This is a genomic window from Streptomyces sp. NPDC027663, from assembly GCF_055566415.1.
The window spans coordinates 131,000-144,684 of record NZ_JBVHSK010000010.1 but is presented as its reverse complement, the minus strand read 5'-3'; the positions used below and the strand labels follow the sequence as shown (position 1 = coordinate 144,684).

11 protein-coding genes and 1 pseudogene are annotated in these 13,685 nt (G+C 73.5%); 7 read left to right on the top strand and 5 right to left on the bottom strand.

Features of this window, described 5'->3' with window-relative positions; translation table 11 throughout:
- Positions 1-116: 116 nt before the first annotated feature.
- On the bottom strand, positions 117-848 hold the full coding sequence (locus ACZ4SF_RS25320; RefSeq protein ID WP_468388336.1) for a VIT1/CCC1 transporter family protein: 732 nt from the start codon (positions 846-848) through the stop codon (positions 117-119).
- 260 nt (positions 849-1,108) lie between these two features.
- On the opposite strand from ACZ4SF_RS25320, the pseudogene ACZ4SF_RS25315 reads away from it, so the two are divergent.
- From ACZ4SF_RS25315 to ACZ4SF_RS25285, 7 genes and pseudogenes are all read left to right on the top strand, one after another.
- A pseudogene (locus ACZ4SF_RS25315) lies at positions 1,109-2,128 on the top strand (ADP-ribosylglycohydrolase family protein); the annotation flags it as partial.
- A 455-nt stretch (positions 2,129-2,583) separates the two neighbouring features.
- Positions 2,584-3,702, top strand: a complete 1,119-nt coding sequence (locus ACZ4SF_RS25310; RefSeq protein ID WP_468388334.1) for an ADP-ribosylglycohydrolase family protein — start codon at positions 2,584-2,586, stop codon at positions 3,700-3,702.
- A gap of 8 nt (positions 3,703-3,710) precedes the next feature.
- Entirely contained in the window at positions 3,711-4,913 is a 1,203-nt protein-coding gene (locus tag ACZ4SF_RS25305; RefSeq protein WP_468388332.1) for an ADP-ribosylglycohydrolase family protein, read from the top strand.
- A complete protein-coding gene (locus ACZ4SF_RS25300; RefSeq protein ID WP_468388330.1) occupies positions 4,901-6,322 on the top strand; it encodes an ADP-ribosylglycohydrolase family protein in 1,422 nt (473 codons plus the stop codon). The genes ACZ4SF_RS25305 and ACZ4SF_RS25300 overlap by 13 nt, the downstream gene beginning before the upstream one ends.
- Positions 6,319-7,212: a ribokinase gene (rbsK, locus tag ACZ4SF_RS25295; RefSeq protein WP_468388328.1), complete on the top strand. Its 894-nt coding sequence runs from the start codon at positions 6,319-6,321 to the stop codon at positions 7,210-7,212. Before ACZ4SF_RS25300 ends, rbsK begins: the two co-directional genes overlap by 4 nt.
- Complete coding sequence (locus ACZ4SF_RS25290) at positions 7,209-8,414, top strand: CaiB/BaiF CoA transferase family protein (RefSeq protein ID WP_468388326.1); 1,206 nt, start codon at positions 7,209-7,211, stop codon at positions 8,412-8,414. Before rbsK ends, ACZ4SF_RS25290 begins: the two co-directional genes overlap by 4 nt.
- A complete protein-coding gene (locus tag ACZ4SF_RS25285) occupies positions 8,411-9,229 on the top strand; it encodes an HpcH/HpaI aldolase/citrate lyase family protein (RefSeq protein WP_468388324.1) in 819 nt (272 codons plus the stop codon). The genes ACZ4SF_RS25290 and ACZ4SF_RS25285 overlap by 4 nt, the downstream gene beginning before the upstream one ends.
- 340 nt (positions 9,230-9,569) lie before the next feature.
- Here ACZ4SF_RS25285 and lgt read toward each other — a convergent pair whose 3' ends face one another.
- The 4 genes from lgt to trpB all read right to left on the bottom strand — a co-directional run bounded on the left by lgt (position 9,570) and on the right by trpB (position 13,632).
- Positions 9,570-10,556 carry a prolipoprotein diacylglyceryl transferase gene (lgt, locus tag ACZ4SF_RS25280; RefSeq protein ID WP_468388322.1) on the bottom strand — a complete coding sequence of 329 codons (987 nt, stop codon included), beginning with the start codon at positions 10,554-10,556 and terminating at the stop codon, positions 9,570-9,572.
- 82 nt (positions 10,557-10,638) lie between these two features.
- The gene (locus ACZ4SF_RS25275) at positions 10,639-11,418 is read right to left on the bottom strand and encodes a DsbA family protein (protein WP_468388320.1); all 780 of its coding nucleotides are present in this window, start codon (positions 11,416-11,418) and stop codon (positions 10,639-10,641) included.
- Between the two features lie 97 nt (positions 11,419-11,515).
- Positions 11,516-12,352, bottom strand: a complete 837-nt coding sequence (gene trpA, locus ACZ4SF_RS25270) for a tryptophan synthase subunit alpha (protein ID WP_468388318.1) — start codon at positions 12,350-12,352, stop codon at positions 11,516-11,518.
- Positions 12,349-13,632, bottom strand: coding sequence for a tryptophan synthase subunit beta (gene trpB, locus ACZ4SF_RS25265; protein ID WP_468388316.1), 1,284 nt, complete (start codon positions 13,630-13,632; stop codon positions 12,349-12,351). The genes trpA and trpB overlap by 4 nt, the downstream gene beginning before the upstream one ends.
- Positions 13,633-13,685: the final 53 nt, after the last annotated feature.

Genomic DNA, 13,685 nt, shown 5'->3' with positions numbered 1-13,685 from the left:
AGGGGTGCGGCAGGCGTCATTGCCCACAGCGCTTACGGCTCATGCCCGGTGGTCACGCACTCGAAACCAGCGAGTAACGGCTACTTATGCGGCCCATCGCATAAGTACCATTCGGGCTATCCTACGGCCGTTCCGAACAGGCTGCCCAGGGCGTACGTCACACCGGCCGCCGCACCGCCCAGCGCGAGCTGCCGGAGACCGCTGTACCACCAGGTCCGTGCGGTCACCTTGGCCACGACGGCACCGCACGCGAAGAGCCCGGCGAGGGCCAGCAGCACGGCGGGCCACAGCGCGGTCGCGCCGAGCAGGTAGGGCAGGACGGGCAGCAGCGCGCCGAGCGCGAACGATCCGAAGGACGACACGGCGGCGACCAGCGGCGACGGCAGGTCCCCGGGGTCGATGCCCAGCTCTTCGCGGGCGTGTATCTCCAGAGCCTGCTCGGGGTCCTCGGACAGCTGCCGGGCGACCTCGCGGGCCAGCTTCGGCTCGACTCCGCGTGCCACGTACAGGGAGGCCAGCTCGTCCTCCTCGTCCTGCGGATGCCTGCGCAGCTCACGACGCTCCACGTCGAGCTCGGCCTCGACGAGTTCCCGCTGCGAGGCGACCGAGGTGTACTCGCCGGCCGCCATCGAGAAGGCGCCGGCAGCGAGGCCGGCGAGACCGGTGATGACAATGGTCTGCTGGCTCACGGATCCGCCGGCCACACCCGTCATCAGGGCGAGGTTGGAGACCAGTCCGTCCATGGCGCCGAAGACGGCGGGCCGAAGCCAGCCACCGTTCACGTCCCGGTGCGTGTGGTTGTCGCGGTGTGCCACGTGCAGCGCGGCCTCGGTCTCGATGATGGCCATGCAGGCCCCCCAGGGAAGCTAAGCCAAAGCTAACTTTGGAACTCTTCTACTTTTCGACAACACAGAACCTACGCCGATAATTCCACTCCCGCCAGCAAGGGAAGGCTCGGCTAACCAGCGCTTTTCCGCCCGGACGCTCAAATGTGCGATTGCTGGCTCAGATGCCGAGAGGGTGACGCGGAGCCGTCCTGTGCACGCGCGCGCACCTCCTGTGGGACACATCCGCAAAGGGCCCGAGCGGCCCGCGCGAAGGAGGCCCCATGCCATCGATCGCCTGCACTCCCCCGGTCCCGGCGCCCGGTGACGCCGCCGGACTCCGCGAGCGGGCGCGCGGTGCGCTGCTCGGCCTGGCCGTCGGCGACGCGCTGGGGGCGCCCGCGGAGAACCTCAAGCCCTCCGAGATCCGGGCCCGCTGGGGCCGCATCACCGGGTACGTCAGCGAGCGCCCCTGCGGCACGGACGACACCGAGTACGCGATCTTCTCCGGACTGCTGCTCGCCCGGCACGGTTCGGCGCTCACGCCGGCGCAGGTGGAGGCGGCCTGGCACCAGTGGATCGCCGACCGGGCCGAGGGCCCCTTCCGGGGCGCGGGCTTCAGCGAACGCGGCACGCTGGAGAACCTCCGCCGGGGCCTCGCCGCCCCCATCTCGGCCCAGCACCGGCACGCCTGGAGCGACGGCCTGGCGATGCGGGCGGCACCCTTCGGGGTCTTCGCCGCCGGGCGCCCCGCCGAAGCGGCCCGGCTGGTGGCCATCGACGGCTCGGTCAGCCACGAGGGCGAGGGCATCTACGGCGGCCAGGCCGTCGCGGCGGGCGTGGCGGCGGCGATGACGGGCGCGCCGGTGCCGGTGGTGATCGCCGCCGCCCTCGCGGTGATCCCGGACGACTCCTGGACGGCCCGCTCCCTGCGGCGCGCGGTGGCCGTGGCCCATCGCGGCGAACGCGCGGTCCGCTCCGCGGTCGTCATCGGCGGTTATCCCTGGACCGACCTCGCCCCCGAGGCCGTCGCCCTGGCCTTCGGCGCGTACGCGGCGGCCGACGGCGACTTCCGGGAAGCGGTCCTGACGGCCGTCAACATGGGCCGCGATGCCGACACGACGGCGGCAGTGGCCGGCGCCCTGTCCGGCGCGACCCAGGGCGTCTCCGCGATCCCCCCGTCCTGGGCGGCGGCGATCGGCCCGGCCCGGGGGCGGTGCCTGCCGTCCATGGCGGGCCACCACGTCCTGGACGTCGCGGAACTGCTGGTCCCGGAGGAGGGCGGGAAGTGGGGGGCGGATGTGGCACTGCCGGAGCCGCTACGCGAACTCCTGCGGCTGACGGACCCCACCCTGCCCCGGGAAACCACCCACGCCTTGCCCCCCGCCGCCACCACCCAGGCCGAGCCGACGCTCCCGCCCACCGCCACCCACCCCGCCGAACCAACCCTCCCGCCCACCGCCACCACCCACCCGACCAAGCCGACGCTCCCGCCCGGCACCACCCACCCCACCGAACCAACCCTCCCGCCCGCCACCACCCACCCGACCAAGCCGACGCTCCCGCCCACCGCCACCCACCCCACCGAACCAACCCTCCCGCCCAGCACCACCCACCCCACCGAACCACCCGCGTCCCCGCCCTCCCCGTCTCGGCCCACCGAGTCGGATGGTGGGTGGACGGAGGACCGGGGGCCCAGGGAGCGGAGCCCCCTGGTCGGGGCCGGGAACGGTGGGCAGCAGGACAGTGAGGGCCGGGCATGAGGCCGCGCCGGGTCGAGGGCCTGCTCCTCGGTCTCGCCGCAGGAGACGCCGCCGGCTGGCCCGCCGCCCGGCACCGCGCCGCCCGGATGCCCGAGTGGACCCGCCGGCTCACCCGCGAGCTGGACACCTTCGCCGAGCAGAACGCCACCACCACCCTCCCGGTGCCGATCGCCCTCAACCAGCCCCCCGAACCCCTCCGCCTCGGCCCCTCCGACGACGCCGAGTGGGCGGTGTTCGCCGCGGAGGCGGTCCTGCGTGCCGGTGACGACGACGTCCTCGGCGACCTCAGCCGGGCGCGCCGGATACGCGCCGCGATCGACCTCACCTGGACCGCCGTGGCCTCCGAGGTCGCCGCCGCGGCGGACCGCGCACCGGAGATCGAGTCGGCCGTGCTCCCCCTGCGGGCCCGGATCTCCGTCCGCGCCGGACTCGGCAACCTCGCCACCGGCCTGCGCCCGCCCGCCACCGGCCACGACAACCCGCACTACTTCGACGACGCGGCCTGCGTCCGCGCCTGCGTCCTCGCCGTGGCCCACCCCGGCGACCCCGGGCAGGCCGCGGCACTGGCCGAGTTCGACGCCCGCTACACCCAGGACGGCGACGGCGTGCACGGCGCCCGTGCCATGGCCGCGGCCCTCTCGCTCGCCCTCGCCGACGCGGACACGGACACCTGCGTGACGGCCGCGCTCGCCGAGCTGCCCGCGGACACCGAGATCGGCCGCAACACCCGGCACGCGCTCGCCCTGGCCGAGGACAGCGAGTCCGCCTTCGCCCTCGTACCCCTCCTGGAACACCAGATCGTCGACCACGTCTACAGCTACGGCATCGCCGCCGCCGAGACCGTGCCCGTCGCCCTCGCCCTCGCGACCGCCGCCCGGGGCCGGATCGCCGAGGCCGTACCCGCCGCCGCCTGTCTGTCCCGGGTCGCCGACTCCGCCCCGGCCCTCGCGGGTGCGCTGACCGGCGCCCTCTGCGGTGGCGAGGCCATCCCGCAGACCTGGCGGGACGCCTGCCGCATCCTGCCCGGCTGCACCCTGCCCCGCCTCACCGGCACCGACCTGGTGGAACTCGCCGGACTCCTGGAAGCCGCACAACCGGCCCGTCCAGGAGGATGATTCGGGGCATGACGCCCAAGGAGCCCAGAGGACTCGAAGAAGAAGGAAACGGCGGGCCGTCCCCGCACGGTCTCGCCGACCGCATCACCGGCGCCCTGGTCGGTGCCGCCGTCGGGGACGCCCTCGGAGGGCCGGTCGAGGGCTACTCCCCCGACCAGATCGCCGAGCGCCACGGCGGCCGAGTACGCGGCATCGTCGGCCCCTGGCACGGCGACGACTGGCGCACCGCCCGCCCCCTCGCGCCGTACCACAAGGGCGACGGCCACGTCACCGACGACACCCTGATGACCCACGCGCTGATCCGGGTCTACGACCGCGTCCGCGACCACCTCGACGCGTACGCGATCGCCGACCACCTGGTCCCCGACCTGATGACCACCCCCCGCTGGATCCCGGAGCTGGAGACCGAGGCGCTGCCGCTGCACCGCGTCTTCCTCGCCGAGAAGTGGCTCGTGGCCCGGCTGGCCTACGGTCACATCGACCCCCGGGAGGCGGGCGTCGGCAACATCGTCAACTGCGGTGCGGCGATGTACATGGCCCCGGTCGGCCTCGTCAACGCGGCCGACCCGGCCGCCGCCTACGCCGAGGCCCTGGACGTCGCCGGCGCCCACCAGTCCTCGTACGGCCGTGAGGCGGCGGGTGTCATCGCCGCGGCCGTCGCCGCCGCGGCCGCGCCCGGCGCGACCCCGGACTCGGTCGTGGCCGCCTGTCTGTCCCTGGCGAAGGACGGCACCCGCACGGCGATCGAGAAGGTCTGCGAGGCCGCCGCCCGGCACCGGGACTTCGAGTCGGCGCTCGGCCCGCTGCGCGCGGCGGTGGCCCCGTACGACACGGTCGGCCCCGACTACCGCGCCCCTTCCCTCGGCGCCCGCCGCCCCTCCCGGCTGCACAGCATCGAGGAACTCCCGGTCGCCCTGGGCATGCTGATCGTCTCCGGGGGCGACTACCGGCACGCCGTCCTCGGCGCGGTCAACTACGGCCGGGACTGCGACTCGATCGCCACCATGGCCGGTGCCCTCGCGGGCGCGCTCGGCTCGCCCGTGCCCGAGGAGTGGGCGAAGACGGTGGCGGACGCGAGCCGCCTGGACCTGTGGGCACCGGCCCGCACGCTCACCGAGGTCACCCGCGAGATCTTCGACCGGGACGTGCGCCGGCGGCGCGCCCACGAGCGGGCCTTCACCGCGCTCGGAGGCCGGCCGTGCTCCGACTGACCTGGGTGCAGCCGGAGGATCTGCTCGGCCACGAGATCCGGCAGGCCCGGCTGGACGGCCGGGAGCCGTCGAGGATCGAGGCCAGATGGCGGGCGGCCGGAGGGACCGAGGCCCCGGAACGGGCGGGCGCGTCCCCGCACCGGGCCTCGCGCTACCTGCGTCTGCTGGCCGAGGATCTGCTGGACGAGCTGGCCGATCTGCCCAGCCGCCTGTCCGAGGACGAGCCCACGGACCTGGCCCGCATCAAGTCCCTGTGCCCGCACTGGCCGACGCCGGCGGGCCGCGGGGATGCGCCGTCGCGCGACCGCGGGCCGCACATGGCTGAGGGCGCGGCTCCTCGCGCCGCTGCGGGACGCCTTCCCGCGCTCGAAGCCGCCTGGCTGGGCCGGGCCGTCGGCTGCCTCCTCGGCAAGCCCGTCGAGAAGCTCCCCCTCGACGGCATCCGCGCGCTGGCCCGAGCCGTCGGCAACTGGCCGCTCACCGGGTACTTCACCGCGAAGGGCGTCCCACGGGAGCTGCTCGACGCCCATCCCTGGAACCGCCGCTCGGCCGCCACTTCGCTCGCCGAGAACATCGACGGCATGCCCGAGGACGACGACCTCGACTACCCCCTGCTCAACCTCCTGCTGCTCCAGCGGCACGGCAAGTCCTTCAGCACCGACGACGTGGCACGGCTCTGGCTGGAGGAACTTCCGCCCGGCCGTACCTTCACCGCCGAGCGCCTCGCCCACCGCAACCTCCTCGCCGGCATCGAGCCCCCGCACACGGCCCGCCACCGCAACCCGTTCCGCGAGTGGATCGGCGCCCTGATCCGTGCCGACGTGCACGGCTGGACCAACCCGGGCGACCCGGCCGCCGCCGCCGAACAGGCGCACCGCGACGCGGTCCTCACCCACACCGCCAACGGTGTCTACGCGGCGATGTTCACGGCCGCCGCCATCGCCACCGCCGCCACGGGACGCCACGACGTCCACGACTGCCTCCGCGCCGGCCGCACGGTGATCCCGCCCCGCTCCCGCCTGGCGAAGGCGATCGACCACGCCGTCCGGCTGGCCCGGACCGAGGAGAACTTCGACGACGTCGTGGACCACCTCCACGCCCGCTACGGCCCCACCCACCACTGGGTGCACGCCCTTCCCAACACCGCCCTGATCGCCGCCGCCCTGACCCACGCGGACGGCGACTTCACCGGCTCCGTCTGCCGTGCCGTCTCCGGCGGCTGGGACACCGACTCGGCCGGCGCGACCGCGGGCAGCATCGCAGGCCTCCTCGCCGGCACCCCCAGCGCGCTCCCCGACCACTGGCGGGCCCCGCTGAAGAACCGGCTCGCCACCACCGTCGCCGACTTCGACGGCACCGGCTTCGACACCCTCGCCCACCTCACCCACCTGGAGGCGACCCGCTCATGACCCACATCGCCGTCCTCGGCAGCACGAACATGGATCTCGTCGCCTACGTCGGCAAGGCCCCGCAGCGCGGGGAGACGGTGACGGGACGGGAGTTCCGTACGATTCCCGGCGGCAAGGGCGCCAACCAGGCGATCGCCGCGGCCCGCGCGGGCGCCACCGTCTCCATGATCGGCGCGGTCGGCAACGACGCCTTCGGCGTGCGGCTGCGCGACACCCTCGAACACTCCGGCGTCGACACCGACTCCCTGCGCACGGTCGAGGGCCCCTCCGGCACCGCGCACATCGTGGTGGACGACGAGGGCGGCAACGCGATCGTCGTCATCCCCGGCGCCAACGGCACCGTCGACCACCTCTCGCCCGGCGACGAAGGGGTGATCGCCTCCGCCGACGCCCTGCTGCTGCAGCTGGAGATCCCGATGGCCGCGGTCGTCGCGGGCGCGGAGGCCGCCCGCCGGCACGGCGTCCGTACGGTCCTCACCCCGTCCCCCGCCCAGCCGCTTCCGCCCGAACTCCTCGCCGTGACCGAGCTGTTGGTACCGAACCAGTACGAGGCGATCACTCTCACCGGCCGCACCGACCCGCGCGAGGCGGCAGCCGCCCTGCTGGATCTGGTGCCGGAGGTCGTCGTCACCCTGGGCGCGACGGGCTGCCTCTACATGGCCCGCGGCACCGAACCGCTCGTGGTCCCCGCACCCCGGGTGACCGCCGTCGACTCCACCGGCGCGGGCGACACCTTCGCCGGCACGCTCGCCGTGGCCCTCGCCGAGGAGAAACCGGTACGCGAGGCACTGTCCTGGGCGGCCGCCGCGGCGGCGATCTCCGTCCAGCGGGCCGGGGCGTCGGCATCGATGCCGTACCGCCCGGAGATCGACGCGCAGTACACCGCATGAGTACGACGACACGGACGCGCCCCGCCCTGGACGGCCTGCGGGTACTGGACCTGGCCACCCTCTTCGCCGGCCCGATGGCCGCCACCCTGCTCGGTGACTTCGGCGCCGAGGTGATCAAGGTCGAGCATCCCCGGCGGCCCGACCCGTCCCGGGGCCACGGCCCGGCGAAGCACGGCATCGGCCTGTGGTGGAAGGTGCTGGGCCGCAACAAGCGTGCCATCACGCTCGACCTGTCGACCCCCGGCGGCCGGGCCACCCTGCTGCGGCTCGCCGCCACCGCCGACGTGGTGATCGAGAACTTCCGCCCCGGCACCCTGGAGAAGTGGGACCTCGGCTGGCCGGAACTGTCGGCGGCCAGCCCCCAGCTGGTGCTCGCCCGGGTCACCGCCTTCGGCCAGTTCGGTCCGTACGCGCGCCGCCCCGGCTTCGGCACCCTCGCCGAGGCGATGAGCGGCTTCGCCGCGGTCACCGGCGAACCGGACGCGCCCCCGACGCTGCCGCCCTTCGGTCTCGCCGACTCGGTCGCGGGCCTGGCGACCGCGTACGCCGTGCTGACGGCCCTGGCCGCACGGGAGCACACCGGCCGGGGGCAGGTCGTCGACATGGCGATCATCGAGCCGATCCTCTCCGTCCTCGGCCCGCACCCGACCTGGTACGACCAGCTCGGCTACGTCCAGGAACGCACCGGGAACCGGTCCGCGAACAACGCCCCGCGCAACACCTACCGCACCGCCGACGGCTGCTGGGTCGCCGTCTCCACCTCGGCGCAGTCGGTCGCCGAACGCGTACTGCGGCTGGTGGGCCGGCCGGATCTGATCGAGGAGCCGTGGTTCGCCACCGGCGCGGACCGGGCCGCCCACGCCGATGTGCTGGACGAGGCCGTCGGCTCCTGGATCGCCGCCCGCGGCCGGACCGAGGTCCTCGCGGCCTTCGAGAAGGCAGAGGCCGCGGTGGCTCCCGTCCAGGACGTCCGGGACGTGCTCGCGGACCCGCAGTACCAGGCCCTGGACACGGTCACCACGGTCGCCGACCCGGAGCTGGGACCGCTGCGCATGCAGAACGTCCTCTTCCGGCTCTCGTCGACGCCCGGCGCGATCCGCTGGGCCGGCCGCCCGCACGGCGCCGACACGGACGCCGTGCTCACCGAACTGGGTCTCACCTCCGCCGACATCACGGCCCTGCGTGCGGAGGGCGCCCTGTGACCCGGTTCCCGCTCACCTGGCTCTACGTCCCCGGGGACCGCCCGCACGTGGTGGCCAAGGCGCTCGTCGCGGGCGCCGACGTGGTCGTGATCGACCTGGAGGACGCGGTCGCCCCGGACCGCAAGGAGTACGCCCGCGCGGCCACTGCGGAACTCCTCGCGCAGCCGCAGCCGCAGCCGGTGCCGGTGCACGTCCGCGTCAACGCCCTCGGCACCGACTGGGCGGCGGCGGACCTCTCCGCACTGGCGACCCTGCCGGGTGTGTCCGGGCTACGGCTCCCGAAGGTGACGTCCCCCGAGGAGATCAGACACGTCGCCACCGCAACCCCCCTCCCGCTGTACGCCCTGCTGGAGTCGGCGGTGGGCGTCGAACACGCCTACGCCATCGCGGCCGCCCATCCGTCCCTGCGGGGCATCGCCCTCGGCGAGGCGGACCTCCGGGCCGACCTCGGGGTACGGGCCGAGACGGGCCTCGACTGGCCACGCTCCCGGGTGATCGTCGCGGCGCGGGCGGCGGGTCTGGCCCCACCGCCCCAGACGGTCTACCCGGACATCCGTGACCTCGGCGGCCTGTCCTCCTCCTGCGCCCACGGCCGCGCCCTCGGCTTCCTGGGCCGCGCCGCGATCCATCCCCGCCAGCTCCCGGTGATCGAGCGGGCCTACCTGCCCACGGAAGCGGACATCGAACACGCCGAGACGATCATCAAAGCGGCCTCCGCGAACGAGGGCGCACAGGCCCTTCCCGACGGCCGCTTCATCGACGCAGCGGTGGTGGCGATGGCCCGGCGAACTCTCTCACTGGCATCCAGGAACTGAGCTGTCCCCAAGGACCCCGGTCCGCCCCACCGCCGACCGGCAACACCGTCGCTGATCACCGCCACGGCGGAAGGGAATGACAGACCGGGACGGATCCACCGCCCCCTCCCACCCGCCGCCTCCGCTTCTCCCCGCCGCCTCCACTTCTCCCCGCCGCCTCCGCTTCTCCCCGCCCTCTCCGCCGCCCCGCTCTTGTCCGCCGCCCCCTCATCGCCGCCGCGACGGCGACCGACCACGACGGCGGTGACCGGCGGTGCCGAACCAGCCGTGGCCAGTCCGCCCGCACACACCGAGGGCGCCCGGAGAGATCCGGGCGCCCTCGGTGTCGTACAACCGGCGGTCAGCTCTTCTTGGTCGCTGACTCGGCCTCGTCCTTCGCCTCGGCCTTCGTCTCCTCGGCATCCGGCTGGGCGGTCTTCTCCCCGCCCTCGGGGGCGGCCTCCGTACCCTCGGCGACAGCCTCCTTGCCGTCGGCCGGACCACCGGACGCACCGTCGGCCGGACCACCGGAGGCTCCCGGCTCGACGACCTCTTCCCGTCCCGGCCGCGTCTTCGCCGACACCACGATGTACGTCACCGCGAGCAGGAACACGATCAGCGCGGTCCAGACGTTGAGGCGGAGGCCCAGGATGTGGTGGGCGTCGTCCACGCGCAGGTACTCGATCCAGCCGCGGCCCAGGCAGTACGCGGCGACGTACAGGGCGAACGCCCGGCCATGGCCCAGCTTGAAGCGGCGGTCGGCCCAGACGACGAGCAGGGCGACGCCGATGCACCACAAGGACTCGTAGAGGAAGGTCGGGTGGTAGTAACCCGGCACCCGGCCGCCCTCGGAGGAGGTGATGTGCAGCGCCCACGGCACATGCGTCTCGCGGCCGTACAGCTCTTGGTTGAACCAGTTGCCCCAGCGGCCGATGGCCTGCGCGAGCGCGATGCCGGGTGCGACGGCGTCGGCGTACGCCGGCATCGGGATGCCCCGGCGCCGCGCACCGATCCACGCACCGAGCGCACCGAGCGCGATGGCGCCCCAGATGCCCAGGCCGCCTTCCCAGACCTTGAAGGCGTCCACCCAGTCACGGCCCTCGCTGAAGTACAGCTCGTAGTCCGTGATGACGTGGTAGAGCCGGCCGCCGACCAGGCCGAACGGTACGGCCCAGACGGCGATGTCGGCGACCGTGCCGGACTGCCCGCCACGGGCGATCCAGCGCTTGTTGCCGAACCAGACGGCAACGAACACGCCGATGATGATGCAGAAGGCATAGCCGCGCAGCGGGATGGGGCCGAGGTACAGCACCCCGTGCGACGGGCTGGGGATGTAGGCAAGGTTCATGGCAGGTCCGACGCTACCGTGCCGGGCCGTGGGGACGGCAAGCAGCCCGGCTACGGGTCCATAACGGGGGCGTGAGAAACGCTCACCCGCGGTTGGCCGCTTCCACCATCTCCTTGAGCTTGGCCGGGGTCATCGACTGGTCCTGGTAGATGTTCTTGCCGTCGAACAGGACCGTGGGCGTGCCGCTGAAGTGGCCCGCTTCGAAGGCCTGGTGCGACTTGTCCACCCAGCTGTTGTGGGTCCCGTCCTTGACGCACTTGCGGAACGCGGGGGTGTCCAGGCCCTTCACCTTGCCCGCGAGTTCGATGAGCTTGTCGTCGCTCCCGAAGGCGTCGTCGGTCTCCTCGGGCTGGTTCGCGTACAGCACGTCGTGGTAGTCGCGGAACTTTCCGGCGTCCTGGGCGCAGGCCGCGGCGTTGGCCGCGCGCAGCGAGCCGCTGCCGCCGAGGTTGCCGTCGATCAGTTGGACCAGGTGGTAATCGATTCTGAGCTTGCCGGCGTCGGCCAGTTCGTGGAGCGTCGGCCGGTACGCCGCCTCGAAGGCCTGGCAGGCCGGGCAGCGGAAGTCCTCCCAGACGGTGAGCGTCGACTTGGCGCCGTCCTTGCCGACCGGGATGGCGAGGCTGTCCTTGCCCTGCGCGCCCGAGGGCGCCACGACCGGGCCCGCCTCGCTGCTTCCCTTCTTGTCCTTGCCGGCGTTCGCGGCGAGGACGCCGATCACCGCCGCGAGGCCCAGGACGCAGACGACGCTCGCGCCCACGATCAGCGTGCGCCGCCGCTTCTCCGCGGACTTCTGCTTCTCGCGCTCGACCGCCAGCCGCTCCCGGGCGGTGCGCTTTCCGTCACGGTTCTTCTCGCTCACACCCCCAGAACGAACCGGGGAGGCGCAGCGCGCCTCCCCGGTCCCAGGTCCACCCGTTCGAGTGACCGAATCATCCGAAACGGGACATCACTGGCGGTCACGCCTGCCCGCGTACGCCCTTCGCCAGGTCACCGGCCAGCTCACGGACCGCCTCGATGCCGGACGCGTGGTCCGGGGCGTCGAGCATCCGCTTCACGAACGCCGAGCCGACGATGACGCCGTCGGCGAAGCCGGCGACCTCGGCCGCCTGGGCCGCGTTGGAGACGCCGAGCCCGACGCAGACGGGCAGCGAGGTGCCGCTCGCGCGGGTGCGCTCGACCAGGTCGTGGGCCTGCGCGCCGACGGACTCGCGGGTGCCGGTGACACCCATCAGGGAGGCCGCGTAGACGAAGCCGCTGCCCGCCGCCGTGATCTCGGCGAGCCGCTCGTCCTTGCTGCTCGGCGCCACGACGAAGACCGTCGCCAGGCCGTGCTTCGCGGCGTGCTCCCGCCACAGTGCCGACTCCTGGACCGGCAGGTCGGGCAGGATGCAGCCGGCGCCGCCCGCCTCGGCAAGCTCCGCGGTGAAGCGCTCCACGCCGTACCGGTCGATCGGGTTCCAGTACGTCATGATCAGCACGGGCTTCCCGGTGGCCCGGTGCGCCTCCCGGACCGTCCGCATGACGTCGGCGATCTTCACACCGCCGCGCAGGGCGATGTCGTCGGCGGTCTGGATGACCGGACCGTCGAGGACCGGGTCGCTGTGCGGCAGACCGACCTCGACGATGTCGGCACCGCCGTCGAACACGGCCTTGATCGCCTCGATGCCGCCGTCCACGGTGGGGAAGCCGGCCGGAAGGTAGGCGATGAGCGCGGCGCGGCCCTCGGCCCTGGCGCCGGCGAGGGTGTCCGACAGCAGCCGGCCCTTGCCGCCGATGAATGCAGTCCCGCTCACTTCGCGTCCCCCTCGATCTCGGCGGTGTCGGCCTCGTTGGCGGCCACCTCGGCGTCGGTGTCGTACAGGCCGAAGTAGCGGGCGGCGGTGTCCATGTCCTTGTCGCCGCGGCCGGACAGGTTGACGAGGATCAGGCCGTCCCTGCCCAGCTCCTTGCCGACCTCCAGGGCGCCGGCCAGGGCGTGAGCGCTCTCGATGGCCGGGATGATGCCCTCGGTGCGGGACAGCAGGCGCAGGGCCTGCATGGCCGCGTCGTCGGTGATCGCGCGGTACTCGCCGCGGCCGGAGTCACGGAGGTAGGAGTGCTCCGGGCCGACACCCGGGTAGTCCAGGCCGGCCGAGATCGAGTACGGCTCGGTGATCTGGCCCTCGTCGTCCTGCAGGACGTACGACCGGGAGCCGTGCAGGATGCCGGGCTCGCCTGCGGTGAGGGTGGCCGCGTGCTCGCCGGTCTCGACGCCGTGCCCCGCCGGTTCGCAGCCGACGAGGCGAACGCCCTCGTCGGGGATGAACGCGTGGAAGAGGCCGATGGCGTTGGAGCCGCCGCCGACGCAGGCCACGGCCGCGTCGGGGAGGCGGCCGGCGCGCTCCAGGAGCTGCCGGCGGGCCTCGACGCCGATGACCCGGTGGAAGTCGCGGACCATGGCCGGGAAGGGGTGCGGGCCGGCGACCGTACCGAACAGGTAGTGGGTGTGGTCGACGTTGGCGACCCAGTCCCGGAACGCCTCGTTGATGGCGTCCTTGAGGGTCCGGCTGCCGGACTTCACGGCGACGACCTCGGCGCCGAGCATGCGCATCCGGGCCACGTTCAGGGCCTGGCGCTCGGTGTCGACCTCGCCCATGTAGATGGTGCAGTCGAGGCCGAACAGCGCGCAGGCGGTGGCCGTCGCGACGCCGTGCTGGCCGGCGCCGGTCTCGGCGATGACCCGGGTCTTGCCCATGCGCTTGGTGAGCAGGGCCTGACCGAGCACGTTGTTGATCTTGTGGGAGCCGGTGTGGTTGAGGTCCTCGCGCTTGAGGAACACCCGGGCGCCACCGGCGTGTTCGGCGAACCGCGGCACCTCGGTCAGCGCGCTGGGACGGCCGGTGTAGTTGACGAGCAGGTCGTCCAGTTCGCGGGCGAACTCGGGGTCGGCCTTCGCCTTGTCGTACTCGACGGCGACCTCGTCCACGGCGGCGACCAGGGCCTCCGGGATGAACTTGCCGCCGAACGCGCCGAAGTAGCCGTCGGCGCTGGGCACCTGACCGGCGGGGTCAGGGAAGAAGTAGTCGCTGGGCATGCGGAAACCTCACGGTGAGTGCGTGTGAAGAGACACTGTTCGCCGTGGGGGCG

What these genes read in the sequence shown, in the direction of transcription:
- ACZ4SF_RS25320 (WP_468388336.1), bottom strand. Translation starts at nt 848, where the DNA reads ATGGCCATCATCGAGACCGAGGCCGCGCTGCACGTGGCACACCGCGAC.
- ACZ4SF_RS25310 (WP_468388334.1), top strand. Translation starts at nt 2,584, where the DNA reads ATGAGGCCGCGCCGGGTCGAGGGCCTGCTCCTCGGTCTCGCCGCAGGA.
- ACZ4SF_RS25305 (WP_468388332.1), top strand. Translation starts at nt 3,711, where the DNA reads ATGACGCCCAAGGAGCCCAGAGGACTCGAAGAAGAAGGAAACGGCGGG.
- rbsK (WP_468388328.1), top strand. Translation starts at nt 6,319, where the DNA reads ATGACCCACATCGCCGTCCTCGGCAGCACGAACATGGATCTCGTCGCC.
- ACZ4SF_RS25290 (WP_468388326.1), top strand. Translation starts at nt 7,209, where the DNA reads ATGAGTACGACGACACGGACGCGCCCCGCCCTGGACGGCCTGCGGGTA.
- lgt (WP_468388322.1), bottom strand. Translation starts at nt 10,556, where the DNA reads ATGAACCTTGCCTACATCCCCAGCCCGTCGCACGGGGTGCTGTACCTC.
- trpB (WP_468388316.1), bottom strand. Translation starts at nt 13,632, where the DNA reads ATGCCCAGCGACTACTTCTTCCCTGACCCCGCCGGTCAGGTGCCCAGC.